The sequence below is a fragment of the Halorubrum salinarum genome (assembly GCF_013267195.1).
Taxonomy (GTDB): Archaea; Halobacteriota; Halobacteria; order Halobacteriales; family Haloferacaceae; genus Halorubrum; species Halorubrum salinarum.
On the sequence record NZ_CP053941.1, the window covers coordinates 789,870 to 815,513 of the forward strand.

Genomic DNA, 25,644 nt, shown 5'->3' on the forward strand with positions numbered 1-25,644 from the left:
GCGTTGCCGTGAGCCAGCAGCGCCGTCAGTGACCCACGACTGAAGCCGTGGACTTCCTCTCTGGTCCTCTGAGAGATGGGATCTCCACGAGAAACACATCACCGGGTTCTCAGTAGAGATCTGTACCGCTACTGTGGTGCCGGCACCGTCTATCGATTCAGGCCATCATTTTGTCGATCGTCTCGCGATATTCGATTTCGGCAACCGCTTACTATCGTATGCGAAGGGGCCATCACGATATCTGCTCCAACTGGAACTAGTACTCGGTAGCGACCCTAGCCACCCAAGAGCGTAAGGAGTATGTTAGATCGTCTACACGCCGTGTACATGGGTCTGTTTGACCGACTGCGTGACGACGATGACGAGCGCGTCGTCTTCCTCGGCATTGATGGCGTCCCACTCGACCTCGTCGAGGACCACCCCGACGTCTTCGAGAACCTGACCGACATCGCCGAGACCGGTTCCGGGGGGCGCTTGGAGAGCATCGTCCCGCCCGAGTCGAGCGCGTGCTGGCCGAGCCTCACGACCGGACAGAACCCCGGCGCGACGGGCGTGTACGGCTTCCAGGACCGCGAGGTCGACTCCTACGAGACGTACGTCCCGCTCGGGCGCCACGTGAAGGCGACCCGCCTGTGGGACCGCGTCACCGACGCCGGGCGCGACGCGACCGTCCTCAACGTCCCCGTCACCTTCCCGCCCTCGTCGCGGATCCAGCGGATGGCCTCCGGGTTCCTCTCGCCCGACCTGGAGTCGGCCGCGAGCGACGAAGAGCTCCGCGAGACGCTCGACGGCTTCGACTACCGGATCGACGTGAACGCCAAGCTCGGCCACGACGACGACAAGACGGAGTTCATCGAGAACGCGCACGCGACGCTGGACGCCCGCTACGACGCCTTCTCCCACTACCTCGACCAGGACGACTGGGACCTCTTCTTCGGCGTGTTCATGAGCACCGACCGGGTGAACCACTTCCTCTTCGGCGACTACGCGACCGACGGCGAGTACAAAGAGGAGTTCCTGGCGTTCTACCGCAAGCTCGACGGCTACATCGGGGAGATCCGCGACTCGCTCGACGACGACACCACCCTGATCGTCGCCTCCGACCACGGGTTCACCCGGCTGGAGTGGGAGGTGAACTGTAACCAATTCCTCGCCGACGAGGGGTGGCTCTCCTACGCGGACGACGACCACGACGCGCTCACCGACATCGACGACGAGACGCGCGCGTACTCGCTCATCCCCGGCCGCTTCTACCTCAACGTAGAGGGCCGCGAGCCGAACGGCGTCGTCCCCGAGTCCGAGTACGAGGCGACCCGCGAGGCGCTCATCGACGACCTCGAATCGCTCACCGGCCCCGACGGCCGACAGGTGTGCCGCCGGATCGTGAAAGGCGAGACCGTCTTCGACGGCGACCACGACGGCATCGCGCCCGACCTCGTCGTCATCCCCGCGGACGGGTTCGACCTCAAGTCCGGCTTCTCCGGCAAGGAGGCCGTCTTCACCGAGGGCCCGCGCAACGGGATGCACAAGTTCGAGAACTCGCTGTTGTACGCGACGCATCCCGACCTCGACCTGTCCGACGCGAACCTCTTCGACGTGACGCCCACCGTCCTCGACCTGCTGGACGTCGAGTATAACGCACAGCAGTTTGATGGGAACAGCCTCGCCTAATTGGCCTTGCTCGTAGTATAACCAGCATCATTTGACTGGCGATGGGAGTGTGAAGCACCCGTCAGTGCCTCTTCGGATCAGTACCGCCAGAACAAGAGATTATTACACACCGGTTAGCTTCTTGGGGGTCCAGGCAGAATCGGAGGATAGCAGCTCCAGCAACAATCCGTCAGTCAACGATAATAACATCTTGACTGGCAGAGCTTGGTAGACTGAATAACACAGATGCTGAGGCACGTAGCAGGTGTGTGAGTCTGCCGAGTGCGACGAGCATGAGCTCAATCGTCAGGGTGTCTGAGAGTTGATGCGGAGTGCGTGGCCTGGGACACAGATTACGATTGAACACTGTCACAAGTGCCACAGACGACCCTAATAGATGACGCTGCGCCGTCGCAGAGACCCTACTGCGACAGGCCGCACAACGACAATCCGCGTTTGCGTATCTCGGTGGCCGCTAGCGTTCGTCTACAGGACTATGCCAGAACAGGCCGTCGACCATGAGCAGGTAACAAATGCCAACTGCGGCCACGACGGCAGCGAGACGCGTGCCAAGAACAGTCCCAACCCCGTAAGCAGCAGACAACGTCACCGGGATGAATACTAGTACGAAATCCGGGTACGTGCCGCTGTCAATCATGCGAGTTCGCCTCTCAGATCAGTTACTCCGTGATGCCCGCATCGCAAAGTGACTGTGTGAAAAGGCGAGCTCTCAGCGCTAAATCTGTTGAGGGCGCGTACCCCTCGCACAGCAGCGTGGCTGGTGACCGTTTTGCTAGAACTGGTCACACCACGCTCAACATCTACAACGGGGCCTATCCGGGGAGAGGTGGCTTCCCACCGACTCATAACAAAATGTATCTAATCCAACCTAATAAAACTAATTAGATGTAATTAGAGCTGTTCGCAGCCGCCTCGGAAGTCCGCGCCTGCTTGATGCCGCGCAACCACTGAAACCTCGAGCATGCCTCTACCCTGAGCGAACGTGACGGGACTACGCACGAGGTGTTTCTGTCGGGGACAAAACTAAGCCGGATGTACCGCACGACCTGACCATGCCAAGCAATTTTGATGCGAAACATGAGCGAAATCTCATCGAGTATATCGCAACACTGTGTGGCTTTTCGCGTCTCTCATCGGCTCTCCCTGGGCAAAATATGTATCCGCCGTATCTGTTTGTTGGTGCGTTCAGTGTTCTCGATCTCGCAGTGCTCCAAGTGTACGTACATCTGACTGGTGGGACCCACATCCTCCTTGACACCCCAAACACCGCAGCCGGGTATGCAGCACTCATCCTGGGGGTGTATGGGGTCCGGTACATGTCGAATGGGTACGAAGAGGCGCTTGCCACACTCCGAGCTCAAGACCGTGTAGATGCGGCCGAGATCAGCCAGTTTCACCAGATATTCAGCTGGCGAACGAAGGTCGTCGTCTACGTTCTTGCTGTTGTCGTTCTCTATGCGAATACGATTCTGAACGTCGGCGTGCCGAACCGAGTGACAGCATTCAATCTGCTCTTCACGTGGGAGTTTGTGTTCCTCCCAGTCATGGTTGAATTTGCCTTCACCTACTACGGGATCCACTTTCTGTTACCACGGCGGATCAAGAAGACCGAGTTCAACTTGTTCTTCTATGATCCGCGCAACATGGGCGGCTTTGCTGCGGTCGGCCGCCTCCTGAAGCGGTCGTACTATATTTACACGGCTGGGCTGCTCTTGTTTTTCCTGCTCGTCTATGGGCCCGTCCTGCTTTCGGTAGATGGCTACGTGCCTGGTCTGTTTGAGCTGGTCTTCTTTTCGGCTGCGTGGTTCGTTGGGCTGCTCTCAATTGCGTATTCGATGTACACCATCCACCAGCTCATGTCGGCACAGAAGGAGCGACGAATCCGGGAACTAGAGGCTGAACTCCATCAAGCAATCGAAAATCCGTACGATATTAATAACTCAAAAGTTGTCGATCAAGACAAGTTAGACGATGCGCGGCGCCGGCTCAAAGAAGTTCGAGACACACGTGTTTATCCAGCAACGTTCACAATGTGGAGCCAAATTGCGATCAGCGTATTGCTTCCACAACTGCTCCAGCTCACGGTTCAGACAGCGATATAAGACGGTTGTGTCTCACCGATGGCATCCGACGTGACATCCTACGAGGTCGTCCGTAGTTCAGGGAGAATGCGACCGTAGCAACCCCAATAACAGTCAACAAGACGCGGATAGTGCCACCTCGACCGTCACAGGGTAGACGTTTGGCCAGATCCTCCCTCAATCTGGCACAGCCATTAGTTTGCGGTAGAGACCCTCATTTCGCTGCGAGGGTCGCAGGTGGCTCTGGGCAAATACCACGCTGAATCTCAAAGTATATGTGTGATAACTAACTTTTTGTAGTAATGCGCTCGTGGCTCCCGACGTCATCACCGAGCCCACCACACCTTGAGGTGGACGTACCACGGGCACATCTCCGGCAATTGCTCGAACCAGTCGTCGCCGTTGACGGCCAAACAACACTCACCATCGGCGGTGATGCGCTTGTGGCGACCAGTGTGGACGACCCGCAAGTCACTGCTGTCGAGGCAACCCTCCACAAAAGCGACTGTCGGTACTTCGAAGCGACACCGGGGAGCATGACAGTTGATCCAAAGAAATTGTTGGATGTTCTTGCTGCCGAGCGTGACGGCGGCGAACTCGCACAGCTTCGTTACGATCCCGAAGCGTCAACGCTGCGACTCACCCTCTCTTCTTTTGTCCATAGGCAAACAGTTTCGATCGACATCGCGGTAGAGAAACCAGACATCGATGGGACGCCGGACAGTGTGACAATGTACCATGTGCGTGACGACCTCGCACATGGGCTCCAATACTTCACAGAGCATGCGGCTGTCGTGGCATTCGGATACGATGCTACAGAAACAGAGTGTTACCTCGAGGAGATCACAACGGGAGAGGCTCCCTCAGAAGCGACGACCCGGTATCGCTGCCCGCGCGAACAGCAAGCGAGCTCAGTCCCATCTGAGTCAGTGCGCACGGCGGTTCCGACTGCCAACCTTCGCGCGCTCGTCGAGGCGGTCCCGGCAGAGACGCTCATCCGCGCTGATTACGCGGACACATTTCCCCTTCGACTCGCCTGGGATCTCACCGGTGGCGACGGAATTGCACAGGGAGCACTCACCGAAGTCACAGCGCACCTCGCCCCCTACGAGGTTCCCGACACACCGACGACGGAGTGATCCTAGTCAACGGCTACGCCACGCACAAACGTCTCAGTTCGATTCGTGAGAGGGGCGTCTCACAGTAGAGCCAGGCCGGACCGGCGCCCGCGGACTGAACGCACCACGCACAAGCGCGTAAACAGTTCCACAAACGACACCGTAACCGGCCACCGCAGCCAGACTCCCGAAATGAAGGAGTGGGACATTTCTCCCGGTAATGACGGCAAGCGGCACGGGGACGGCGAGGAGCCAGACACCAACACCGAAGGCGAGCCCGACACCCGCAGTTGAGGCAGGGTTAATCCGTAGTGGTTCAGACAGGCTAAACTCGAGCAGTCCCGCACAGAGTACACCGAGCGTTCCCCCAGCAAGCAACGTCAACAGCCCACCCACGAGCACACTAGAGCTGCCGACAAGACTGGCTGCGAGAGGAAAGCCATCCTGGACACTGACACCGATCCAGAGGGCGAGCGTTGCGAGGCCGCTGGCAAGCCCGGTTGCGAGCAAGATCGCGACGGCGTGTTCACGCGGGCGACGGGCAACAGGGCCGACACGCCGAATGCGACCCGCAGCCCAGAACCCAGCAATAGCAATCAAAAAGACGGTGATGGCGCCAAACACACTTGCCTCGTACTGCGCCCGCACAGCTGGTCGATCGAGCGTATAATGAAAGCCAAACAACTCGACCCAGAGAGAGCTGTGGAACGCGTACAACGGCTCAACGAAGACGGGCGCAATATGATGGGCGTCGGGGATGAGGCCCCAGACGCCACCAAGTGGGATTAACCACAGTGCGTGCTCACGGTCGAACTCGTATCGGAGGACAACTGGCACCGCTGCGGTGAGCACGCAGGCGGCGCCAAGCAAGAAGTGCGCGATTGCGGGGGCCATACAGACGATGTGAGAGAGAAGAGAGAAAAATCCGCGGGTAACTGTGGTGTCAAAACAGGTTCACAACATAAAGAACAGGCCACAGACGAGTAAACCACTCAGGAAAACAGCCGCCGCAACTGTGCCCGCGAGAAGAGCGTGGTCGGCCGGTCCATATGAACACCAATTTCGCCATCGAGCGCGCGCAAGCCGAGACGTTGGATCGGTTCGGGCAGCGAGTAACACCGCCGCAGCAGCGATCCAAGCCGGATCTCTGTCGCAAGCGTATCGCGCCACGCGTGCTCATACGCGTCGAGTGTGGACGGCACCGACGGATCAATCGTGGACGCAGCAATATCGGCAGCTGTCATACTGTACAAAATCCCCCCACCGGTGAACGGCTTTGTCTGGGCGGCCGCGTCCCCAATAAGGAAAACCCGGTCAGTCGTGACCGAGTCGGGTGGTCCGATTGGGATCGCACCGGAACACCGTCGCGAGGGCTCGACACCATACGCCTCTGTCAACTCATCGAACAACGACTTCACCGCAGCGCCCGGTGGCGCCGCAAGCCCGTATTCGACGCCAGCCGCCCCACGGGGAATCCGCCAGGAGAAAAAGGTTGGCGCAGTCAGGTGAACATCAACACGATCGCCAGCATCAGGCGCGTCAGTAAACGCCAAGACCCCGTGAAGAAGCTCTTCAGGGGCGTCGATCCCAACACGGTCACGAACCCGCGAGGTCGGCCCGTCACAGCCAGCCACCATCTGCGCCTCCATCGTTGTGTGCGTGCCATCCGGCCTCGCGACCGTCACGACGACGCGGTCTCTTTGTTCGTCGAGATCGACGACCGTATGCTGCTCACGAAGGTCTGTGCCGGCGTCGGCAGCGCGGCGTGCGAGTGTTTTGTCCAACTCGACACGGTCGATCACATGCGAGATACTCTCCGATTTATAGAACGGATACGCCTTCGAATCTGGTCCCCCAACGTGAAAGCGGGCGCCCGAAATTCGATTCTGAAGCAGCTCATCGCCAGCTCCCGCAGGGAGATACTCCCAAAGATCCGTTGAGACATGCCCGGAACACGCGAGCGGTTGTCCAACTTCGCCTTTTTCGAGGAGTGCGACGTCGTATCCCTTGGTCGCTGCGTGGTACGCAAACCGGGATCCCGGTGGGCCGGCACCAACAACGATGAAATCGTACATGGACACAGGTACACTCTGGGACTCAAATAGCTGTATTGGTGGGTCCACAGAAGACGCAGATCGGGTTGTACAGTATGTGCTTCAGAAGCCGTGCCCAGGCGTTCTCCCCGAGGCGCTCGGCCCTCCAAGCTGATAGTATAGAAGCGACAGGCACCGCCAATACACGTTAACGAACAGCTTGGTCTCGCGGCTGGGGGCCAGCAGTGGCTCGCTGAACGGCCCACGCGATCGTCACGCCAAGGCTGAGAGCACTCACCACAGCGAGGACTGTTAGTAGTGAGGTGTCCACAAGGACGGCCAGCAGCAGCACGGACATACTGGTACGTATCCAACATGATATTTAAGAGAAACTATTGTGGGTGGTCCCGGCGTTCGAACCGTCGCTTGAACGCCGAGTGTGCGGTTGCCCACCCTAGATTGACCGCCGCCTACATGGTGTCGCCCTCAATGACCTGCCGTTCGGCATCCAGTGCGCGCACTTCGATGCCGCGCCACTCGCCATCGACACCCACCAGCGCCTCCGCGTATCCCAACGCTTCGTTGCCCGGCACCGCCTCTTGGACGAACCGCTTTTGAGCGTCGTTCAGCCCGAACTCTGCCGCCCAGTGGTCATCCATCCCATCAAGCCGGTGGAACTGCTTGATCGCACACTGATCGAGGATCATCTCCGCTTCCGCCCGCTCGAAGAACTCATCGACAGTCTGGGTGACCAGCTGAATCGAGAGATCGTGGTGCCGGTGGTGCCGAAAGATCGTCTCGAGAAAGGTCAGATTCGCGGCATCACGCAACACGTAGCGAGCCTCATCAATCACAAAGACCACCTCCTTGTCCGTCTGTTTGGCGCGTTCGTACACCAACGAGATGAGCAGCTGCATCACGAGTGTCGTCCGCCCGCCGACACGCCCCTCCTGTTGGGCTAAATCCAGATAGATGCGATCCGCAGCCGCGAAATCAACCTCGCTCTGTCGGCCGAGATGCGCGAACTGCCCATCCGGCCCGAATGGCCGCAACTGATCAATCAGCCACGTAGCGTCCGCCTGAAGCTTCTCGGCTTCTGCCGCCGTCCGCAGCGTGAACGCGTCCGGGTCGTCGACCACCGCCTCGAGGACATCGATCACGTCTCGCAGCGTAGGACTCTCACGGTCGTGGGTGGTCACGTCCTCGGTAATGCCGGCATTTCGGTAGGCCACCTCAATGGCCACCTCAAGCGTCGTCCGCCGGTCACCTAAGGAGATCCCGCGCTGCGCAAAGAAGTTCGCGAGGAAGCTGCTGACGCGCTCTTGTTTTTCGGTGAGTGGGCTGGCATCAGTACCCAACTGCTCGCGGGCCTGGTCGGTGGGCGGTGTGATCTCAAGCGGGTTAATGCCGAGCGTCCCACCCACCGTGATCCGCTGGGCGTCCAACGCTTCAGCCACGCCGGCCCAATCGTTGAGCGGCTCGAGGATAACGCCGATCCGGTCCTCGTGGTGGGCCACCGACCGAATGAACCGCTGTTTCGCGCTGAAACTCTTCCCGGAACCCGGATCCCCCACGGTAAACGTCGCATACCCGTTTTCGCGAGCAAACGGATCGACGACGACCGGTGTGTCCGTGTGGCGGTGAACTCCAAGTTCGACCCCGTCCGGCTCTAACAATGTCGGGCGATGTGGCGACGCCAACAGCGCGCCCACCGCGCCGCTCAACCCGATCGTATCCCGATCAAGTGGCGCCCCGCCAAACGGCGCCGCACTCCGCAGGGCGCGCTGTTGGGCGCAGATCGCGGTCTTCGGTGCGAGCTGGGCCGGCTGTTCGCGCAACACGCGTTTCACCCGGCGGGTGGCCGTCCGGAGCTCCTCCCGGGTGTCCGCCCGCACGGTGACGTACACGCCCTGTGCGAACACCTGGGTGCCGGCCTCGACCGCGCGATACGTCGCGGCGGCCTCATCGGCCCGATCGTGGAGATACGTGCTCCGCACGCTCGACTCCAGATCAGCGTCCACCTTCAGGTCGTCCGCGGCGGTTTGGAGCTGATCGAGCGCCCGCTCGTAGTCACGCGGAGTGAGCCGGGCAGTGAGGTGAAACCGGACGTCAGTCAGCGTGAAGAGCTCGCTGAGATAGCCGTCGCTCGGGTGGTCCGGCCAGTCGGCGATGTACAACGTTCTGGTCCACTCGTTACCCACGCGCGCACACCGACTCTCCCACTCGACGGCTGCTGGCGCGACGGCGTCTTGGTGGCGCTCCGGTGGGGTGGCTACCTCTGGATCCGGCGTTGGCGGGTCGTCTGGCGGCTTGATGAAGGCAGACAGATCCACCTCGGGATCCCGCTGGGGTCGCCGCGCCTGAAGCCACACGCCAACAAGGAGCCCGACCACGAGTGTTCCGCCGCCGACGGCCAACCCAATCACGAGTGTCGACGGGGTCACCGACTCAACGCCAGCCAGCACGGCTACGAGGTTACCCATCCGCCTCCTCCCGGCGTTGGTGATTGACGCCGGCCTGTGTGGCGACCGGTGGCGTCGCCGTGTCAGTGCCGTTCCAAAACTGGGTGGCCAGCCCCAGCAGCTCCGCCGTTGAGAGCCGCCGTGCCGTACAGTCGCTCAGCTTCCCCACGAACTCGGTTTCGACGGTTCGGACCCGCTCACGCAGCTTCTCGAGTTGAGCGCCGCGCAGCTCCGCGTCCGTGAGCCGATCGCGTCGCGTGACGAACGGCGTCGCCAACACGCCGACCACGGGGAGCGTCGAGAGCCGCTCCGCGGGCGTCCGCTCGTCCGGGTGGCGTTCGTACACCTCGATCGGCGCCACCTCGACGCCAAGGAAGTAGCGCACCCGGTGGGTGTCCGCCAGCTCCGCGGGTCGTTGGTCACGGTAGGCAGCGATGAGCGCGCGCAACGACTCGTGTGCGGTCACGTCGGGATCCGCGAGCCGGGCGTCCAGCTGATCGACGAGCGTCGCAGCCGGGTACGGATCTGTTGTCGTGTACAGCGTGAGCCGGAAGGTGAGATCCTGGTCGGCGAACGCTTCCCCGACCGCTTGGCGGGCCGCCCAGTCGTCGGCCATCGCAAAATCCATGTTGCCAGGGGTGAGCTCGACGTACGCTTCCATTGTTCCGTCTGTGCGCTCGATCGCACCGTGGCGGGGCCACGCCCGTTTGAGCGCGGTCAGCTCCTGCGTTGTTTCATCGAGAACGAACGGCCGGGGAACGCCGTCCTCGTCGGCCCCGTCCGCTGTGACGGCCGCGTGGAGCGTCGTTTCGGGTCGGCGCAGATAGAAGTGGGCAACATCTACCAGCCACGTACTCGCGGGGAGCTGCTGGGGCGCGGCGTACACAATTGCCACCCCGACCGCGAGCCCGATACAGACGAGTGGGAGGACGAGCGCCTCCACGCCGAGCGCCGACCCACCAACGAGCCCGGCAATCGGAAAACTCACCACCACGTACAGATCGCGCTCGTCGATGCCGATGATCGGCAGCTGGCGGTCGGCGCCGAGGGTGTCCAACACCCGCCGGCTTGCTGGAGTGTCTCTGTCGCTCATGGGTTACGTTCGTTCCCGGTACGGCGGTACGACGGCATACCGTGCTTGCTGGTCGTGCCCGCTGTGCGTGAGGTCCACGAGCGGCCGTTCCCACCTTGCTTGCGCCCAAACCGCTGGGCTACCGTGTGGCCTACTGCGGCTTTCGGTCCCCACCGCGCAGCCGTCGCGCCGGCCCACGGCCCGGCCACCGCCGCAGCCCCGGCGACGGCGCCCGCTGTAACAGTGAGACCGGCCACCCGGCCGACCGTCCGCACCAGCCGAGGTGTCGTGTACGCGAACAGCTTCCAGATGATCCACACGCTCACTACCGGCAGCGACACGGCGATAAGATAGCCGAAGAACGGATTTTCCGGAGCGATGGCTCCCGGCGCGCCCCCGACCAACAGCTCGTAGCCGCGGAAGATCAGCGCCACCGGTAGCGGCATCACTGCGAGCGGAATGAATTTGACAGCCACCCGGGTAGCGATCCCCGAGATAACGGGGAGGCCACCGTACGCGACCGCAATCACGATCGGCATCACGTAAATGAAGACATATAACAGCAGTTCACGCAGGAATAACAGCGCCTGAAGCGTCCACATTGCTATCCCTCCAATAAAAGCGAGAAGCATTCCCAAAGCAGGATTTGAGAGGGTGACATCGAGAAAATCCACTAATGGATCGACAATGGAACCAACTGGCGGGACAAGTGCGATTGCGAACCCATCGACGAGGTATAGTGTTGCTACAGCGACCCAGTACCAAGTGGCGATCAGAATCCCTCCGGTCCATGCTGATCTCCGCACCCGCCGATCGCGAATGGGATCTGTGAAATTGAAAATTCGGAGAACATGTCGTCCTTGGACACACACGACGAGTATCAGGAACGCTATCAGTGTGATCTCGCCGGCAACAAGGGCATCATACAGCTGTATCCACGGCTCATTCTGTGGATCCCCAACTGGCAGACCATTGTTACTCTCGGGGAGTGGCGTCCCAAAAATAGCCTCTGTCAGCTCTCGGTATCCGTTTTTAATTCCGTCATCGAACCACTCAACAACCTGCTTAAAAGTGTCTAAGAACCACTGAATCCCCACATCTGTGAGTGAGACCCCACTCATGCTTCGCCCTCTCCAATTGAGATGTCACATGTGAGTAGATCGTTCCCAGTGTAAGTGGCCCTATACGTACGTTGGACGTTTTCCTTACTGGCTGTTCCAACGATGGTAACTGTGAATTGTCCGCTATTACCATCTGGCTCACAACTTACTTCTTGACTACTGGATGAGAATGGGAAAACTCGTGAGTACAGCTTAAGCGTGGAACCAGGGTTAACAACTGGTTCGGCATGAAATTCCGGCTGTTCATCAACGACTACGATCCCACTATCATGTGACTGCTCCGGTGTAGTACGGGGCACGTATCCCTCAAAACGCAACTGGACAAGCTTCTCCGGACCACTTCCCCTGTTCTCAATGCGGAGTATCGTCTCTGTGCGAACGACTTGATCTGCTGCTCCCTCGTACATCTCTTCTGGATGATTCCGTCCGAGCTTCAACTCCCGAATAACCACATTCGGGCGCAACGACTGCTCAACAGCGGCCACAACACTCTGTCCATCGACAAGCTGGACGGTGTAGGTTCCTGGTGGGTACGCCGTCCCAATCGGGATCGTTTCACGACTGGCGCCCGGCGTGAGCTCGCGTTCGGCGAACGCCTCACCCGAGGGGGCGATCAGAGCCAGCCCGGTGGCGCTCGTTTCGGGATCGTACTCGACGACGAGGCTGGTACCATCCACGGTGACGTTCGAGAGGGCTCCAGCATCGGGCGCTTCGGAGCCGGTGTCGGTACAGCCGGCGACCGTGCCGAGACCGCCGGCCGCGATGGTTGCGAGGACGGTGCGTCTCGTCGTGGCGGGTGTTTGGTGACTCATTGGCGGGGTTCAGTGCGGAGGTACTGTCCAATGCGGCGGCCGGCAACCCACGCGACGACGACCGGAATACTACCCCAGATCGCCGTCTCGAGCAGGTGGACCCAGCCGCCGACGGTGCCCAACGGATGCCAGCGCACGCTCTCGCTGGCGGCCACGTACGCGGGCGTGGTGGTGCGCCAGGACGCGGGCTCGAACGTGACCGTGTACAACCCCGGATCGCTGACGGTGACCGTGGTCACCCCGGAGTAGTTGAGCGCCACCGGCTCGTCGTTGAGCCGGAGCGTCCCGGCCGGGCCGTCGTCACCGACCGGCGACGGCGGCTGTGACCCAGTGAGATCGATCGGGTCGCCCGTCTGGGGGTCGTGTAGCGCGATCCGGATCGTGGCTGTCGACGGCGACGTCGCGACCACCTGTACCGAGAGGTTTGGCCGCCGAATCGCGCGCTCGCTCCGGGGTGCCGCCGACAGCGGTGCCGACACGCCACGCACAATCCCGTGAACACGAGCGGTTTCCGGCGTGACCGTTTCGTTCCGAAGCGCCAACCCATACGTGCGGGTGTACGCCTCCCTGACAAGCCCGACGGAGACGTTGGAGCCGAGCCGGGATGCGGGTGGCGACCGTGAGACGCCCCACACGGCCGTCAGCTGCGGCCCTTCACGAACCGGGTCCGCCCGAGGGCCGATCCGCGCCGGAAACGCCACGACACCTATCGGCTGGCCGGCCGGAGCGCGTTGGGTCGTCCCTGACGCCCGGCGCACCTCCACGCGATCCCACCGTGGCGCCCGTGTCGTGTAGTAGCGCCACACGCCACGAACCCGCTGGCTCCCGTTACGCGTCAGCGTCACGCCGTGCCACGGGGTCCCCTGATACACCGCCAGCCCCGTGTCGCCGTCGGGATACGTCGCGGTGTAGGCGGTCGGCCGCAGCCGGTAGATCCACACCGAGTGCGTGTCGCTGACGGCAACCGTCTGGGTCGTCACGTTCCCAGCCGTCCCGTTCGGCGCGACCGTCACCGTGATCTCAGCCGTGACCGTCAGCGGCTGGTGTCGCGCTTGCGTCGTCGAGTACCTGATGGTCGGCGTCTGTGAGCCGGATGCCGAGCCAACCTGCTCGTCGCCGATCGACACGCGAACCTCGCGGACCCGATAACGGATCACCGAGCGGTTGCCGGTCGGCGCCCGCACCCGATAATCGATCAACGCCCGTACCGTGCCGTTCGGCGCGATGTACTGCCGGCTCTCGGTGGGTGACAGGTGAATCTGCGTGGCCGGGTGGACTGCGAACAGCGTGGCGTGTGCGTCGGCAATCAGGCCGCGCGTCGTGCGGGTCGCCCCCGGCGGCGCCACGGCCGTCGTGGCGTTGCCCGGCGTCAGCGCCGCAAACGCGTCGGCCGTCAGCGCCGCCGCATGGGCGGGCGGCGCCGCATACGTGAGATCCGTACACGTTGCGAGCTGCTGGGTGGGGGTCGGTGGGGCGCCATATGTGGCGTTGTACGCGGCCGGCGTGAGACACGGGTCCGGGTCACGGGCATCGACGGTTCGCGTCTCGTTTGCGGGCGGTGGTGTCGGCTGGGCGGCGGTCTGGCCGACCGCGACCAGCGTCACCCCAACGAGCAGGCTCACAAAGAGGCGCCGCGTGTGACGAGGCCAGCGCATTGCGGGTCACCACGGCGTAAGATCGACACACTCAGCTAGCGGGAGGTTCATGACGCTGCCCGCGACGGTGTACAGTGGTCCGAGGACGACCAGGATGACCGTCGACCGCAGCGCCGTCCGCTTGTGGCGCTTCAACCCTTCTCGCTGCTCCGGCCGGAGCGTAAACAGTTCGATCAGCGAGTCGGCCTGCCAGACGACGACCAGCCCCATCAGCCCGATAGCGGTGGTGAACTGGAAAAACCCGGAGATCATCTCCGGGAGCCGCTCGGCCTCACACACGGCGCTCTCTTGAGCCGCAACTGGCTCGACAGCCAGCACGCTGAGGACGAGACAGGGCAGGACAACGCGGCGCCACGCCGCGCGAGTTGGCACACGGTCCGCCAGGGGTGGAGGGCTTGGCGTTCGCATTGCTGGGTGGAGTGATGTGTGTATTGGTATCTCGTAGCACACAAACAATCCACAGGATGCGACATAAATTTTGGGCTTAGGCTGGCGAGTGAATCCGGTGTGTGAGAGTGTGTTTCGCCCGGGAACTTAACCAACACTGGCAAAATCGCCGTAAATGTTGGTTAATCAGTTCCTGCCTCGGTGGGCGATCGTTGACGTTGCTGGTGTGGGGTCTCCCGTGGCGGTCGGCGGCGATGATGGAGGGCTATTCTCGCGACGATCTGGGGTGGTGCGGAGTGTCCGTGTGTCAGTGGTTGCTCCGGCCGCAGTACACCCGTGATTGGCTGGGTGACACACCACCGTTTCACCTCGACTGCCCAAGAGTTGCTGATGGGTGGCTACCCGCTCTGGGAACTGATCTGGACGCGTCAGCCACCTACTGCCGGAGTGTGGCGTGACTCCGGTGTCGCCGCCGCACGCGGCTGGCGCGCATCAATATCTTCGCACGCCGAGGTGTTCTATCCGTACTCCGGAATCACCCCGGAACTACCGGGGGTGGTACGGCCGATCTCGGATTTCGACGTCGTGAAAAGTTGGTGGCTACTGCCGCTCGCATGCCGGCGCACCGTCTGTGACGGGGGCGCCGCCCCCTCGCTGCGGGCTGGCGATTCTGGTCGCGCCGATGGGTGCCGCCAGCAGCGGCGTCCTGTAGACGATCGATCGGCGGCTGCTGGTGACACGACGGCCGCGCGTTTCACCCATTGTTTCGGGGTGTTGTTGCGGCCGGCGAAGGGGGTGGTATTCGCCGAAATCTGCCGGTGAAAGCCAATCTCACGGGATAACTCGCTGCTCTCCCTGTGACACGCACGGTGTGGACGGCGCGCTGGTTGCGTCCGGACTCGACCTCTAGAGTGGCGTCTGGAGGACCAGTCGGCAAGCTACTGGCGCGTTTCACTCATTATCACCCTGACCCAGCCACCCCCTGGCGACAGCTATATTTTGTGGACTGTGTGATCACTACGCACGAACCGATGGTCACCCCGCCGACGGCCGACGCCCTCCCGGCGGCGATCGTCGACCACGAGCAGTGGGTCTGCTGGCGAACCCAGGAGCGCGACGGCAAGCCAACGAAGGTGCCGATCATCCCCGGAACGACCCAGTTTGCGTCGACCACGGATCCGGACACGTGGACCGACTTCGCGACGGCCCGCGAGGGGGTGCTTGCGACGCCGGTTGACGGGCTCGGCTTCGTGTTTACGGCCGACGATCCGTTCGTCGGGATCGACTTAGACGACTGCCGAGACCCGGACGCGGCAGCGCCGACTGCCTGGGCTGCCGACCTCATCGACACGCTCGACTCGTACACCGAAGTGAGCCCCTCGGGAACTGGGTTTCACGTGTTGGTGACCGGCTCCCTGCCGGCGGGTCGGAACCGCGCCGGCGACCTCGAGCTGTACGACCGTGCCCGCTTTTTCACCGTGACCGGCGACCACGTCGCAGCGACCCCGGCCACGATCGAATCCCGTACTGAGGCAGTCGCGACGGTCGTCGAGCAGGAACTCGCCGCCGACGCGGACGAGCCAGCAACGACCGAGGCAGACGACATGTGGGGGACGTCAGAGCCCACGACGCGCACCGAGTCGGCTACTACTGACGCCGGGACCGCCGCCGTGCCCCTCTCGGATACGGAACTGCTCGACCGGGCGAAACACGCCGCCAACGGCGAGAAGTTCACCCGCCTGTGGAACGGCACCACGAGCGGCTACGAGAGTCACTCGGAGGCCGACATGGCGCTGTGCCGGCAGCTCGCGTTCTGGACCGGCGGTGACTCAGCGCGGGTCGACCGGCTGTTTCGTCGGTCAGGGTTGTACCGCGAGAAGTGGGACACCGTCCACTACGCTGACGGCAGCACCTACGGCGAGAAGACAGTCGAGCGCGCCGTCGCGGCCACCGATGACGCGTACACGCCGCCCGAGGCGACCGATTCGGCCGCGGCCGATGCGACCCAGGCGACGGCCGGCCCAGCCGGCAGGTCCGCACCCGAGCAGCCGGCTTCCAGCAACGGCAGCGACGATCCGTCGCCACCGCCCGCGACCGATGAGACACTGCCACCGGACGAGCGTGCTGCCGAGCACACCCCTTACTCACAGCGGGCGGCGGAACGCCGCAAACGAATCGCGGAGCTCACCGACCGCATCGAAGCCCTGATCGAGGAAAACGACCGCCTGCGGACAGAGTTGGAGGCGGAACGACAGCGCCGACACGAGCTTGAGGCCGCACGCGAGGAATCGTCGGGCGGCTGGTGGCCATTCGCGAGCGAGTAGCATGATCCGGGTGGTTTGTGAGCTTAGCCGTCCTCAGACGGGGTAACGTAGCGGTCCCGCACCGACTGAAACGTGTGGACATCGGTGAGCCCGGGCTGGTCGATTGTAAACAGCGCCGGCCGGGTCTGCTCGCCGTACGTTTTCTCGACCCGGGACTGGCCGTCTGGCGGCGTGTTCAGTGCCGTGAGCACTTCGTGGGCAGCCTCGCGGTTTTTGACGATCCAGATCGCCGCGGCCGGATCTTGGGCCGCCAGCTTGTCGTAATCCTCAGGCACCGCCTGTGCGAGGTCGTTGTTCATCCGCTCGGCCTCGAGGCCGGCCACGACTCCACCCGTCTCGTCAACGGCGGCCGCGTCGAGTCGCCCCTCGGGCACCTCGTAGTACTGCTCGACGGTGACGGCCGGCGAGTCGGGGTCGGCGACATACTCGGCCGCAAGCAGCGCACAGCCGGCCTCGACCATCGCCACGTGAAGACTCGACTCCCCGAGGTCGCCGGCGCCGGCGCCGTGGGCGACGCCCTCGCGGTGGCGGACGCCGATCGCGTCACGCCCCTCCGCAGTCACCGTGTACAGGATGTGTGGGTACCGACAGTCCCTGCCGATGAGCCCGGCCTCACGGAGCTCATCGAGCTCCGCGTCGCCGATGCCGACGTACTCCTGGAGCCGGCGCATGCTGTCGCGGGTGATGTCGTACTCCAACTCAGGGTCGTACTGGCCTTGGTGGGCGGAGTACACCGCCTGAAGAAAGCGCAGGCCGGCGTCGCTGATCGGACTCTCTTGGCGCTCCGTATAGGTGAGCTTCAACGGCAGCTCACAGATGGGACAGTCGTCGCGGTCGACGTCGGCAGGGTCGTGACAGCAGCTGATCGCCGCCCGCAGCCCGTCCGGCGAGGGGTCGTAGGGACTCTCACACTCCACACAGACGAGTGCGTGCCGCTCGTCGTCGTACACGACTGGGTCGGGCAGCCGCTCGGTGTACGGCAGCGCCGAGTCGACGCGTGCGGCCGCCGCCTCCGCGGGGGGTGTGGCCTCATCAGCGCCCGTGTCGTCGCCGGTGGTCGGCTGCGTGGCCCGGACATCCAACCCGGCGGTGAGCCGCGTCCGGTCGCGACACGTGTCGATACGGGCGGTGACCGCCGTTTCTCTGGCCGGGCGGAATCCCTCGCTGTCTGGATGCCCCGGTGGGAGCGGCGCGCTTTCGACCAGAAACGGCGGTGGGGCGGCGGCCTTGAACGGGGCGGGCAGCCGCACCAGCCACTCGCCGCGGCTCAGTGCTCGCAGGCGATTCGCGACGGCCGCCGGCTCTTGGTCGGCTGTGGCGAGCCGCTTGGTGAGCGCGTCGTCGACCGGGACACTGCCCGTGACAATCGTGGAGACGTTGTTGAGCAACTCCACGTACGCCGCCTCGTCTCGCACCCGCAGCTGATCGGGGAACTGGGTGGCGAGCGTGACGCTACACCCAAAGGAGCGGGACTGCGACAGCAGCTCGTCAACAATGCCGGAGGTAACCAGTTGAGCGGCCTCCTCGAGATACAGATTAACGAGGGGCCGCTCATCCGAATCAGTTGTCCGGGCGCGCCGCTGGAGCGCGGTCCACAGCTTCGAGAGAACGGTCCGCGTGAGTGCCTGCTGGCTGGCCGCGCGTAAGGCGCCGGTGTCGATGATGACGACGGCGTCTTCGTCGATCATCTGGCGGAAATCGAGGTGCGGATCCGCACCCGCGGGCACGTGATTGAACAGCTGGTTGAGCCGGTCATCGATCGGAATCTTCTCAACCCGATTGTGAACTCCTTGGAGCAGCTCGTCGAACGTCTGCTGGCTGTTGGCAGCGACGCTGTACAACATCGATTGAAGCTCATCGTCGGTGACCGCGGGCGGCTCGCCCGTCTCATGGAAGCGGGCGGCCGCACGCTGGAGATCCCGGTGGGGAAAGGCGTCGCCCCCGTGGACGGGATCGAACAGCGCCTTCACCAGCTGGCGAATGATGTCGGGCGACCGCACCGCCTGGTGGAACTGCTCAGGGCCCATGACACCTTCGAGAATTTCAATGTAGTGGTCAGTGACGTTTGCGACCGCCGTCGAGCGGTCGATCCCCGCGGCCAGCTGGTCGCGAATGTCGAAAAACGACAGCGCGGGGAGCGTCTCTGCGCAATCAAAGTAGTAGACGTTTTCGAGCGTTCCGTATTCGGCGTAGTGGGCGCGCAGATACGTCTCGGCGGCCGCGTCGCCTTTCGGCGTGACGAGGATGTCGGCGCCGTCGGTCGCCGCGTGGTTGGCGAGCAGTCCCGTGATGAGACTCGTGGATTTCCCCGAGCCGGTTTTTCCGAACCACGCCACGTGGAACGGCTGGAGCTTGGGCGGCACCGCGACCGGCTCGGTGACAGGATCACCATCTTGGTCGCGGGGGTGGCCAACGGTGAGGCCGGTCGTCTGATAGCGCTCAAGCTGGTCGGCGGGGGGTCGCGACTCGGCGGTGCGGTCCGGCTCAATGGGCGCAACCGCGCGGCTCCCCGCGGCGGTGAGCGTCGCTCCGTCAACGAGCGTGAACCCGGGGAGGCTGGTGGCGTCCGCGATAATCGCGCGGCTGCGATTGCTCGTCCCCAGCAGCTTGTATCTGAGCGTGTCGTGGATCGGGTGGTGGACGGTTTGCTCGCGGATAGCGGTCGCTACCCGGTTGGGATCGTCGCTGCTGAGCTTCGCGTCAACCCGGTAAAACGGTCCGGATAACGCCTCGAGCGTGCCGGCCAGCTGCTCGGCTGTGACCTCGGCGTCGGCGCCGCGAACCACACACCGGGCGTTGACAACGAAGGCGTGTTGTGGATCCGTCGCGTCAAGCGCCGCCTTCCGCTCGGGGACAATATCCGGTGGGGTCTCGCGGTCAGGCTCGAGTCCGAACAGGAACCTGAGCAGCCAGTCTACGGGCGTGTCCATGCCCTCCTCGATCTTGAGTTTCCGATCGCGGATCTCACTTCGAAAATCCGGAAACGGCTCACACACCACCTGATACGTGACCGCGGCGTCCGTCTCGGCCAGTGTTTCGACGACGGGCGCCAGCGGCAGCCGGCCGTCCTCGTCGGTAAACGACGCCATCGGCGTGAGGTGGGTTTGCCAGTCGTCGCGACGGTCGGGGTCACCCACCCACTCGACGGCGACGGTCGACGGCTCCGCGCGGCCTCTATTGGCGGCCGGCTGGGCGGCGTCCACTTCTGTGTGTTCCGTCGTTGGCACCGGCGGTGGCGTCGCCGGCGTGAGCTCGTACTCGTTCGGACACGCCGTCCGCAACGCGCCCCGGAGCGTGTCGAGCGTGGCGTCGGTCACCCCAACGTAGATCCCGAGCTCGCCGTCACCTGCCGGCTGGTGGAGCCGCCACTCGATCGTCGGCGTCGACGCGTCGCCGAGGAGCCGCTCGCGCCAGCCCGGGTCCGTCTCGGTCGTGTGACTGTGGAGCTGTCGGAACCCCTGCTCGACGGCGTCGGCGGTGAGCGGCGCCTCGGTCGGCTTGATGCGGAGGTGCGTCGCGTCCTCGGGCGGGGTGGGGTCATCGGAGCGCCCCATATTGTGACAGTTGTTGACATGATCTGTCAAATATCTTCTGTCGGCGTTGCTGTTGTCTCAAAAAATGAGTCGGTTGTATAAAATGTACACATAGCCAAAGCGAGTGTCTCGGGGCTTGGCCCCGAGGCGGTTCACTCGGCGTGAAATTCGGTTAAAATCTCCTCAGGAACGGGATTTGTGTACGTGAACGACTCGTCACGACAGAGCGTCTCGAAGTCTCGATCAGTTGTGACAAGCTGATCAGCACCTGCCTCTCGCGCAAGCGCCACGTAGAAGCAATCGTACACGTCGTGGTTCTTGTCGACGCTTACGTCGTACGCAGTAAGGATCGTCTCAGGTGTCACGTCAACAAACTCGATCGGGTACTGTACCAACGATCGGACTGCGTTTCGCGCTTCAACCGTTGTCACCCCCAGATCCTCGAGCACCCACTGAACCCGAAGCGGTAGATAGCCGAACACGAGGAGCGTTTCTTCCCCCTCTAACGCTGGCACCAACTGCTCGGCCACATACGGGTGGCCAGGGTGGTCATCGATCAATTGAATCGCGAGCGCGTTGACGTCGGGCAGAACGCGCATTCATTCTCCTCCAAATGTCGCGCGTCCTGCGTCCCGGAACGCCTCTGTGCCCCACTCATCCCGGTCTCGCCCCGTGGACACTGTGTGGAGCCCGGGAAGCTGTCTCACTAACTGGATCGTATTCCCCTGTCGCACAACGGTAAACGTCGTTCCCCCCTCGATATTGAGGTCCTCGCGGAGCGCCTTCGGAATGGTAAGTCGCCCGCGATCGTTGATTTCTGCTTCCCCGTATTCCGTGTCTCCCTCGTCTGTGGATCCACTCATATTGATCACCAGCATCTGATCAACATTGTTTGATCATCATAACTTCTGTGTTGGTGCGAGGGGTCGGATTTTCCCACAGCTGACGCCGTGGACCTGACTGTCATTCGTCTGCCACATTTTTCGCGCTCCGGAGGGGCGGGAGCGTCCCATGGACTCGCTCGACCCGACGAACGGGCACGTCGTCTTCGACGACGCCGACGCCCGTGCCGACCAGATGCACCAAGCGATCGACCAGTGGCTCGCCGAGCTCGTCGACGCTGTCGACAAGGCCCGTGCGAGCGACCAGTTCCAGCGGTGGCTCGACGTCCAGAGCCGCTTTCACGAGTACTCGCATCGCAACACGCTGCTGATTACGCTCCAGTGTCCCGACGCGACAAAGGTCGCCGGGTACCGGACGTGGCAACGCGAGTTCAACCGCCACGTGACAGAAGGCGAATCCGCCATCTGGATCTGGGCGCCGCTGATCTCGCCGCAGTGTCCCGCCTGTGGAAATAGTCCCTCCTACCATGCTGACAGCGACTGTGAGTACAACGAGACGCCCTCGGAGGAGTGGGACGAGGGTGTGGTCGGCTTCAAGCCCGTGCCCGTGTTCGACGTCTCCCAGACTGAGGGCGAGCCGCTTCCCGAGTTGGAGACGGCCGCCAGCGGCGCGGCCGGGGACCTGTTCCCGGCAGTCGTCGATGCCGCAGCCGATCTTGGCGTGACCGTTGAGATTATTGCGGCGACTGCGTGGCCGCACGGCGACGCTGCCGGTGTGTGTCGCCACGACGACGAGGTGCCCCACATCGAGGTGCGACACGACGACCCGGCGGCGATGGTCGGGACATGTGTCCACGAGTACGCCCACGCACTACTCCATGACGCAGCCGACGCGGCCGACCAGACTGCCCGTGAACTGGAGGCCGAGGCGGTCGCGTACATTGTTGGGCGACACTTCGGACTCGAGATGGACGGGTCAGCGCGGTATCTCGCGGCGTGGAGTGATGACGATCCTGATCGGCTCCTCACCCGGTGTGAACGGATTCGGGAGACGGGTCAGACCGTCATCGACGCGGTTGCCGAACACGGTGACTGTCCCGCGAGTATCTAGACTATTGCTATAGACCCTTCTTTGTGGAAACGCTTAGAATGCCCCGGCTCGAAGCGTGGGTACAGCAACTTGACGTCGAGCCCGAGTATGATCGACTCAGACAGGTCTGATCACCTCGACGCGAAACATAACCGTACCCGTGAGCAGCGCATCACGCCAGTCAAGCGGTGGGTCGCGTATATTCAGTCTGAGCCGCCGGAGGTGTGGGGCCCCCAGCAGAATGCCGTTGTCAACGGCCAACTCACCGCTGCCCAGCACGTTGCGACCTCAGCAGCCCATCAGCAACACGTCGCAGACGTCGCGGCCGAGATTCGTGCCGCGCGTGAGAACGACGCTGCTGGCGAGTCGACCTCACTGGACGACTCGTAGCTGGCTAGTAGTTTCACGGGTTCCAAAACTCTCGTCTCGCCCTCACAAGCGGGACGGAAACCATCACCGATTCTCGTCGATCCACTCGCAGAATGCCTCGAAGTTCTCTGCGCCGGCGTCGTCAGCGATATTACGAAGCGTTCCAATACTGATTGAGTCGTGGGCCGGGACCGTCACGGTACGTATCTCTGTGTTCTCATGGCCTTCTGGCGGATCCCAGCGAAGAATTAGGTGATCCCCCGTGGTACGAACGTGCTGGAACCCACCAACGTTTACCAACACTTTGTACACGTCTTCACCCAAAAAGTCCCGCGTTACCATCGCTACTGTAAGACATCGGGAAGATTATCGCTCTGTGACCGAGCGACTTCAGGATCAACACCGAGGTCACGTATTTCCTCGTCGGTTGGAGAGCGCCCGCCATCGCCTTCGACCGCCGCAATGACGGCATCAAGAGTATCAAGTGCTTCGTCCCGACTTTTCGCTTGCGCAGTCACTCCAACACGGAGATCACGAGCCGTCCACTGGCCATCTGGGTTCTTCACTAAGCGGATTTCCCGTTCAGGGGAGTCCGAATTACCAGCATCGGCTCGTGCCATACTAATTGGTATTTCACCGAGAGCAAAAACGCTTCGGGAGACCTACCATCCTACCCATCTGGAATTGTATAGTTCCAGCCACCGTGCTTGTTTTCTGGCGGATTTTGATCCCGGAGCGGAGAATCTAACGGCCGCTTAGTGTGCTACTGTGTTCAGTTTCTCTGGTGCCCCGAGGGGGTGGCCACCATGTCCAATGAGGCCACTACCCCGGATTCAGCCGGGACCGACGACAGGAGCACCGACACGGTTGAGATGACCACGACTGACGAGGTTGCGCAGTACCTGATCGAAGACCAGATGGCGGACCTGACGGACGCAATCCGCGAAGCCGTCCAAAACGGCGTCGACAGTCCGGGCGCCTCCCGCGTGCTCGTGAGCGTCACGCCGGATCAGACGGTCGTCTGTGATGATGGTGCGGGTGTGGACCTCGGCAGCGAGACGGGGATGCGGGATCTGTCCGTCCTCGGCGCGGGCACGAAATCCCGTGACGACGACGCCACCCTCGGTGAGTGGGGGATCGGCACCGGCGCGATCATCGCGAAGGGGGCGGTCCGCATCTGGAGCGGCACCCACGCGCTGTGTTTCGATTACCAGAACGAACGCGAGGCCGGCCCGTTCGCCCGTGCGAGCGGCCGAGAGGGGGCCGTCGTCGAGACGCCCCACGCGTTCGACGGCGTCTGCGTGACGATCGACCACTACGCGAGCGAGGTGCCCGATCCGGACAGCTACCGGTGGCCTCGGATCGTCGAGCGCCTCCGCAAGCGGTTCGCGTACCTTAGTTTCCGGACCGGTGTCGCGGTCGTCGTCAACGGCGACCCCGTCGACCGCGGCCATCCGTTCGACGCGGTCGAGGAGGGGCGGGTGACGGTCACCCGTGAGACGCCGGACGCGTACCTCGCGCTCGAACATACGCCCGCCCAGGGGCTCGCCGTTTACGGAAATTCAAGGAGAAAGCCCCGCCCTTCAGGGCGGGGATAAATCCGACAGATGACGACACAAATCATGACGATAGCACGGTGGGATATTCCACACTGTGTAATCCACACCCTCAAGTAGGTTTGCTTACATAGGTTACGTATGGCGAAACAGGTCGCCACGCGCACCTACACTGCTTCTATCACGAACCAGTCACGGGTGTCTGACGACCTCGATTCGCTCGGGTTTGCCGCCTCGAAACTCTGGAACGTCGGACGATGGACGTGTGACCGCGTGTGGTCGGAGATTGGCCACATTCCCTGTCACACAGAGCTCACCGCCTACCTCAAGTCGCACGAACGCTATGATGACCTACATTCGCAGTCAAGTCAGCGAGTCCTTCAAGAACTCGCTGAGGCGTTTAACGGCTGGTACGGTAAACGGCGCAACGGAGACACGACCGCGAACCCGCCCGGCTACCGCAAACACGGCGACGACCACCCACGTTCCACGGTCACGTTCAAAGCCGCTGGCTTCAAACTCGACACCAAATACGACCGCGTCCGACTCTCAAAAGGGTCGAATCTCAAGGACTACTGGTCGGACTTCATCCTCTGTGAGTTCCAGATTTGCCCCGATGTTGACCTCTCTACTGTCGAGAGCGTTCAACAGGTTCGGGCCGTTTGGACAGGGGATGAGTGGGAACTGCACTTTGTGTGTAAAGTAGAGATCGAAGTGGCCGAATCGCCCGGGGAAAAAACAGTCGGCATCGACCTCGGCATCAACAACTTTGCCGCGCTCGCCTACGAAGACGGACACGCCGAGTTGTACCCGTTCAATTGTCTGAAGCAGGACGACTACTACTTCAGCAAGCGGATTGCCCGGTGTGACGACTCAAACTCCGAGCAGGCCACGCGGCTGAACCAGAAGAAGTCTCGACGACGCACCCACTACTTCCACGCACTCTCGAAACACATCGTTCAGCGATGCGTCAAGGAAGAAGTTGGAACCATCATGATGGGCGACCTCTCCGGCATCCGTGAGGACGCGGAGAACGGCGAGGCGAAAGACTGGGGCACCCACGGCAACCTCGACCTACACTCATGGGCGTTCGACCGCTTCACCGAGCTGCTCGAATACAAAGCCGAGATGGAAGGCATCTCCGTTGAGATGGTATCCGAGCGGGATACGTCAAAGTCGTGCTCATGTTGTGGTCGCACACGTGAGGCGAACCGTGTTGAACGCGGGCTGTACGTGTGCGACGACTGCGGGACGGTAGCGAACGCTGATGTGAACGGTGCTGAGAACATCCGACAGAAAGTATCTCCGAGTTCACCGAATCTGTCGGTGAATAGGAGTAACGGCTGGTTGGCACAGCCATCGACGTTCCTGTTTGACAAGGAAACTGGCGCATTCGCGCCTCAAGAACAGGTCACGTCGTAAACCACAATATCCCAACGCGGGAATCCTCGTCCTTCATGGAGGGGAGGATGTCAAAGCAACGGGCTGTACGTCACCACCGATCAGAACGCCGGCGTA

The 25,644-nt window shown here is 62.4% G+C and carries 20 protein-coding genes and 1 pseudogene; 8 read left to right on the forward strand and 13 right to left on the reverse strand.

From position 1 onward, the window contains the following. Window positions 1-327: 327 nt before the first annotated feature. The 3 genes from HPS36_RS04050 to HPS36_RS04060 all read left to right on the forward strand — a co-directional run bounded on the left by HPS36_RS04050 (window position 328) and on the right by HPS36_RS04060 (window position 4,891). Complete coding sequence (locus HPS36_RS04050) at window positions 328-1,671, forward strand: alkaline phosphatase family protein (RefSeq protein WP_173228604.1); 1,344 nt, start codon at window positions 328-330, stop codon at window positions 1,669-1,671. 1,052 nt (window positions 1,672-2,723) lie between these two features. Then, window positions 2,724-3,773, forward strand: coding sequence for a hypothetical protein (locus HPS36_RS04055; protein WP_173228605.1), 1,050 nt, complete (start codon window positions 2,724-2,726; stop codon window positions 3,771-3,773). A 281-nt stretch (window positions 3,774-4,054) separates the two neighbouring features. Next, entirely contained in the window at window positions 4,055-4,891 is an 837-nt protein-coding gene (locus HPS36_RS04060) for a hypothetical protein (RefSeq protein WP_173228606.1), read from the forward strand. Window positions 4,892-4,924: 33 nt separating this feature from the next. Here HPS36_RS04060 and HPS36_RS04065 read toward each other — a convergent pair whose 3' ends face one another. From HPS36_RS04065 to HPS36_RS04100, 8 genes are all read right to left on the reverse strand, one after another. Next, window positions 4,925-5,764: a hypothetical protein gene (locus HPS36_RS04065; protein WP_173228607.1), complete on the reverse strand. Its 840-nt coding sequence runs from the start codon at window positions 5,762-5,764 to the stop codon at window positions 4,925-4,927. 98 nt (window positions 5,765-5,862) lie between these two features. After that, entirely contained in the window at window positions 5,863-6,945 is a 1,083-nt protein-coding gene (locus HPS36_RS04070; protein ID WP_173228608.1) for a geranylgeranyl reductase family protein, read from the reverse strand. Window positions 6,946-7,373: 428 nt separating this feature from the next. After that, window positions 7,374-9,386, reverse strand: coding sequence for a VirB4 family type IV secretion system protein (locus HPS36_RS04075; protein WP_173228609.1), 2,013 nt, complete (start codon window positions 9,384-9,386; stop codon window positions 7,374-7,376). Next, on the reverse strand, window positions 9,379-10,425 hold the full coding sequence (locus tag HPS36_RS04080) for a hypothetical protein (RefSeq protein WP_235681748.1): 1,047 nt from the start codon (window positions 10,423-10,425) through the stop codon (window positions 9,379-9,381). Before HPS36_RS04080 ends, HPS36_RS04075 begins: the two co-directional genes overlap by 8 nt. Window positions 10,426-10,454: 29 nt before the next feature. Then, on the reverse strand, window positions 10,455-11,558 hold the full coding sequence (locus tag HPS36_RS04085) for a hypothetical protein (RefSeq protein WP_173228611.1): 1,104 nt from the start codon (window positions 11,556-11,558) through the stop codon (window positions 10,455-10,457). Further along, window positions 11,555-12,370 carry a hypothetical protein gene (locus tag HPS36_RS04090; RefSeq protein WP_173228612.1) on the reverse strand — a complete coding sequence of 272 codons (816 nt, stop codon included), beginning with the start codon at window positions 12,368-12,370 and terminating at the stop codon, window positions 11,555-11,557. The genes HPS36_RS04085 and HPS36_RS04090 overlap by 4 nt, the downstream gene beginning before the upstream one ends. Next, entirely contained in the window at window positions 12,367-13,992 is a 1,626-nt protein-coding gene (locus tag HPS36_RS04095; RefSeq protein ID WP_235681736.1) for a hypothetical protein, read from the reverse strand. Before HPS36_RS04095 ends, HPS36_RS04090 begins: the two co-directional genes overlap by 4 nt. A gap of 39 nt (window positions 13,993-14,031) precedes the next feature. Next, window positions 14,032-14,433: a hypothetical protein gene (locus HPS36_RS04100; protein WP_235681737.1), complete on the reverse strand. Its 402-nt coding sequence runs from the start codon at window positions 14,431-14,433 to the stop codon at window positions 14,032-14,034. A 1,010-nt stretch (window positions 14,434-15,443) separates the two neighbouring features. Here HPS36_RS04100 and HPS36_RS04105 point away from each other — a divergent pair. Then, complete coding sequence (locus HPS36_RS04105; RefSeq protein WP_173228615.1) at window positions 15,444-16,736, forward strand: phage NrS-1 polymerase family protein; 1,293 nt, start codon at window positions 15,444-15,446, stop codon at window positions 16,734-16,736. Between the two features lie 23 nt (window positions 16,737-16,759). On the opposite strand, the gene HPS36_RS04110 is transcribed toward HPS36_RS04105, so the two are convergent. The 3 genes from HPS36_RS04110 to HPS36_RS17040 all read right to left on the reverse strand — a co-directional run bounded on the left by HPS36_RS04110 (window position 16,760) and on the right by HPS36_RS17040 (window position 21,147). Beyond that, on the reverse strand, window positions 16,760-20,290 hold the full coding sequence (locus HPS36_RS04110) for a type IV secretory system conjugative DNA transfer family protein (protein ID WP_173228616.1): 3,531 nt from the start codon (window positions 20,288-20,290) through the stop codon (window positions 16,760-16,762). Between the two features lie 131 nt (window positions 20,291-20,421). Then, on the reverse strand, window positions 20,422-20,868 hold the full coding sequence (locus HPS36_RS04115) for a type II toxin-antitoxin system VapC family toxin (protein ID WP_173228617.1): 447 nt from the start codon (window positions 20,866-20,868) through the stop codon (window positions 20,422-20,424). After that, window positions 20,869-21,147, reverse strand: coding sequence for an AbrB/MazE/SpoVT family DNA-binding domain-containing protein (locus HPS36_RS17040; RefSeq protein WP_222595377.1), 279 nt, complete (start codon window positions 21,145-21,147; stop codon window positions 20,869-20,871). Between the two features lie 133 nt (window positions 21,148-21,280). Between HPS36_RS17040 and HPS36_RS04125 the strand changes: the two genes are divergently transcribed. Then, on the forward strand, window positions 21,281-22,222 hold the full coding sequence (locus HPS36_RS04125) for a DUF955 domain-containing protein (RefSeq protein ID WP_173228618.1): 942 nt from the start codon (window positions 21,281-21,283) through the stop codon (window positions 22,220-22,222). A gap of 87 nt (window positions 22,223-22,309) precedes the next feature. Further along, window positions 22,310-22,591 carry a hypothetical protein gene (locus HPS36_RS04130; protein WP_137716535.1) on the forward strand — a complete coding sequence of 94 codons (282 nt, stop codon included), beginning with the start codon at window positions 22,310-22,312 and terminating at the stop codon, window positions 22,589-22,591. 63 nt (window positions 22,592-22,654) lie between these two features. On the opposite strand, the gene HPS36_RS04135 is transcribed toward HPS36_RS04130, so the two are convergent. Further along, complete coding sequence (locus HPS36_RS04135) at window positions 22,655-22,912, reverse strand: type II toxin-antitoxin system HicA family toxin (protein ID WP_173228619.1); 258 nt, start codon at window positions 22,910-22,912, stop codon at window positions 22,655-22,657. 2 nt (window positions 22,913-22,914) lie between these two features. Beyond that, complete coding sequence (locus tag HPS36_RS04140) at window positions 22,915-23,190, reverse strand: type II toxin-antitoxin system HicB family antitoxin (RefSeq protein WP_173228620.1); 276 nt, start codon at window positions 23,188-23,190, stop codon at window positions 22,915-22,917. Window positions 23,191-23,442: 252 nt separating this feature from the next. On the opposite strand from HPS36_RS04140, the pseudogene HPS36_RS04145 reads away from it, so the two are divergent. Together HPS36_RS04145 and HPS36_RS04150 are read left to right on the forward strand one after the other, a co-directional pair. Further along, window positions 23,443-24,132: pseudogene (locus tag HPS36_RS04145) on the forward strand (ATP-binding protein); the annotation flags it as partial. 135 nt (window positions 24,133-24,267) lie between these two features. After that, window positions 24,268-25,548: an RNA-guided endonuclease InsQ/TnpB family protein gene (locus HPS36_RS04150; RefSeq protein WP_173228621.1), complete on the forward strand. Its 1,281-nt coding sequence runs from the start codon at window positions 24,268-24,270 to the stop codon at window positions 25,546-25,548. Window positions 25,549-25,644: the final 96 nt, after the last annotated feature.

What these genes read in the sequence shown, in the direction of transcription:
- HPS36_RS04050 (WP_173228604.1), top strand. Translation starts at nt 328, where the DNA reads ATGGGTCTGTTTGACCGACTGCGTGACGACGATGACGAGCGCGTCGTC.
- HPS36_RS04055 (WP_173228605.1), top strand. Translation starts at nt 2,724, where the DNA reads ATGCCAAGCAATTTTGATGCGAAACATGAGCGAAATCTCATCGAGTAT.
- HPS36_RS04060 (WP_173228606.1), top strand. Translation starts at nt 4,055, where the DNA reads ATGCGCTCGTGGCTCCCGACGTCATCACCGAGCCCACCACACCTTGAG.
- HPS36_RS04065 (WP_173228607.1), bottom strand. Translation starts at nt 5,764, where the DNA reads ATGGCCCCCGCAATCGCGCACTTCTTGCTTGGCGCCGCCTGCGTGCTC.
- HPS36_RS04070 (WP_173228608.1), bottom strand. Translation starts at nt 6,945, where the DNA reads ATGTACGATTTCATCGTTGTTGGTGCCGGCCCACCGGGATCCCGGTTT.
- HPS36_RS04075 (WP_173228609.1), bottom strand. Translation starts at nt 9,386, where the DNA reads ATGGGTAACCTCGTAGCCGTGCTGGCTGGCGTTGAGTCGGTGACCCCG.
- HPS36_RS04085 (WP_173228611.1), bottom strand. Translation starts at nt 11,558, where the DNA reads ATGAGTGGGGTCTCACTCACAGATGTGGGGATTCAGTGGTTCTTAGAC.
- HPS36_RS04090 (WP_173228612.1), bottom strand. Translation starts at nt 12,370, where the DNA reads ATGAGTCACCAAACACCCGCCACGACGAGACGCACCGTCCTCGCAACC.
- HPS36_RS04100 (WP_235681737.1), bottom strand. Translation starts at nt 14,433, where the DNA reads ATGCGAACGCCAAGCCCTCCACCCCTGGCGGACCGTGTGCCAACTCGC.
- HPS36_RS04105 (WP_173228615.1), top strand. Translation starts at nt 15,444, where the DNA reads ATGGTCACCCCGCCGACGGCCGACGCCCTCCCGGCGGCGATCGTCGAC.
- HPS36_RS04110 (WP_173228616.1), bottom strand. Translation starts at nt 20,290, where the DNA reads ATGGGGCGCTCCGATGACCCCACCCCGCCCGAGGACGCGACGCACCTC.
- HPS36_RS04115 (WP_173228617.1), bottom strand. Translation starts at nt 20,868, where the DNA reads ATGCGCGTTCTGCCCGACGTCAACGCGCTCGCGATTCAATTGATCGAT.
- HPS36_RS17040 (WP_222595377.1), bottom strand. Translation starts at nt 21,147, where the DNA reads ATGCTGGTGATCAATATGAGTGGATCCACAGACGAGGGAGACACGGAA.
- HPS36_RS04125 (WP_173228618.1), top strand. Translation starts at nt 21,281, where the DNA reads ATGGACTCGCTCGACCCGACGAACGGGCACGTCGTCTTCGACGACGCC.
- HPS36_RS04130 (WP_137716535.1), top strand. Translation starts at nt 22,310, where the DNA reads ATGATCGACTCAGACAGGTCTGATCACCTCGACGCGAAACATAACCGT.
- HPS36_RS04135 (WP_173228619.1), bottom strand. Translation starts at nt 22,912, where the DNA reads ATGGTAACGCGGGACTTTTTGGGTGAAGACGTGTACAAAGTGTTGGTA.
- HPS36_RS04140 (WP_173228620.1), bottom strand. Translation starts at nt 23,190, where the DNA reads ATGGCACGAGCCGATGCTGGTAATTCGGACTCCCCTGAACGGGAAATC.
- HPS36_RS04150 (WP_173228621.1), top strand. Translation starts at nt 24,268, where the DNA reads ATGGCGAAACAGGTCGCCACGCGCACCTACACTGCTTCTATCACGAAC.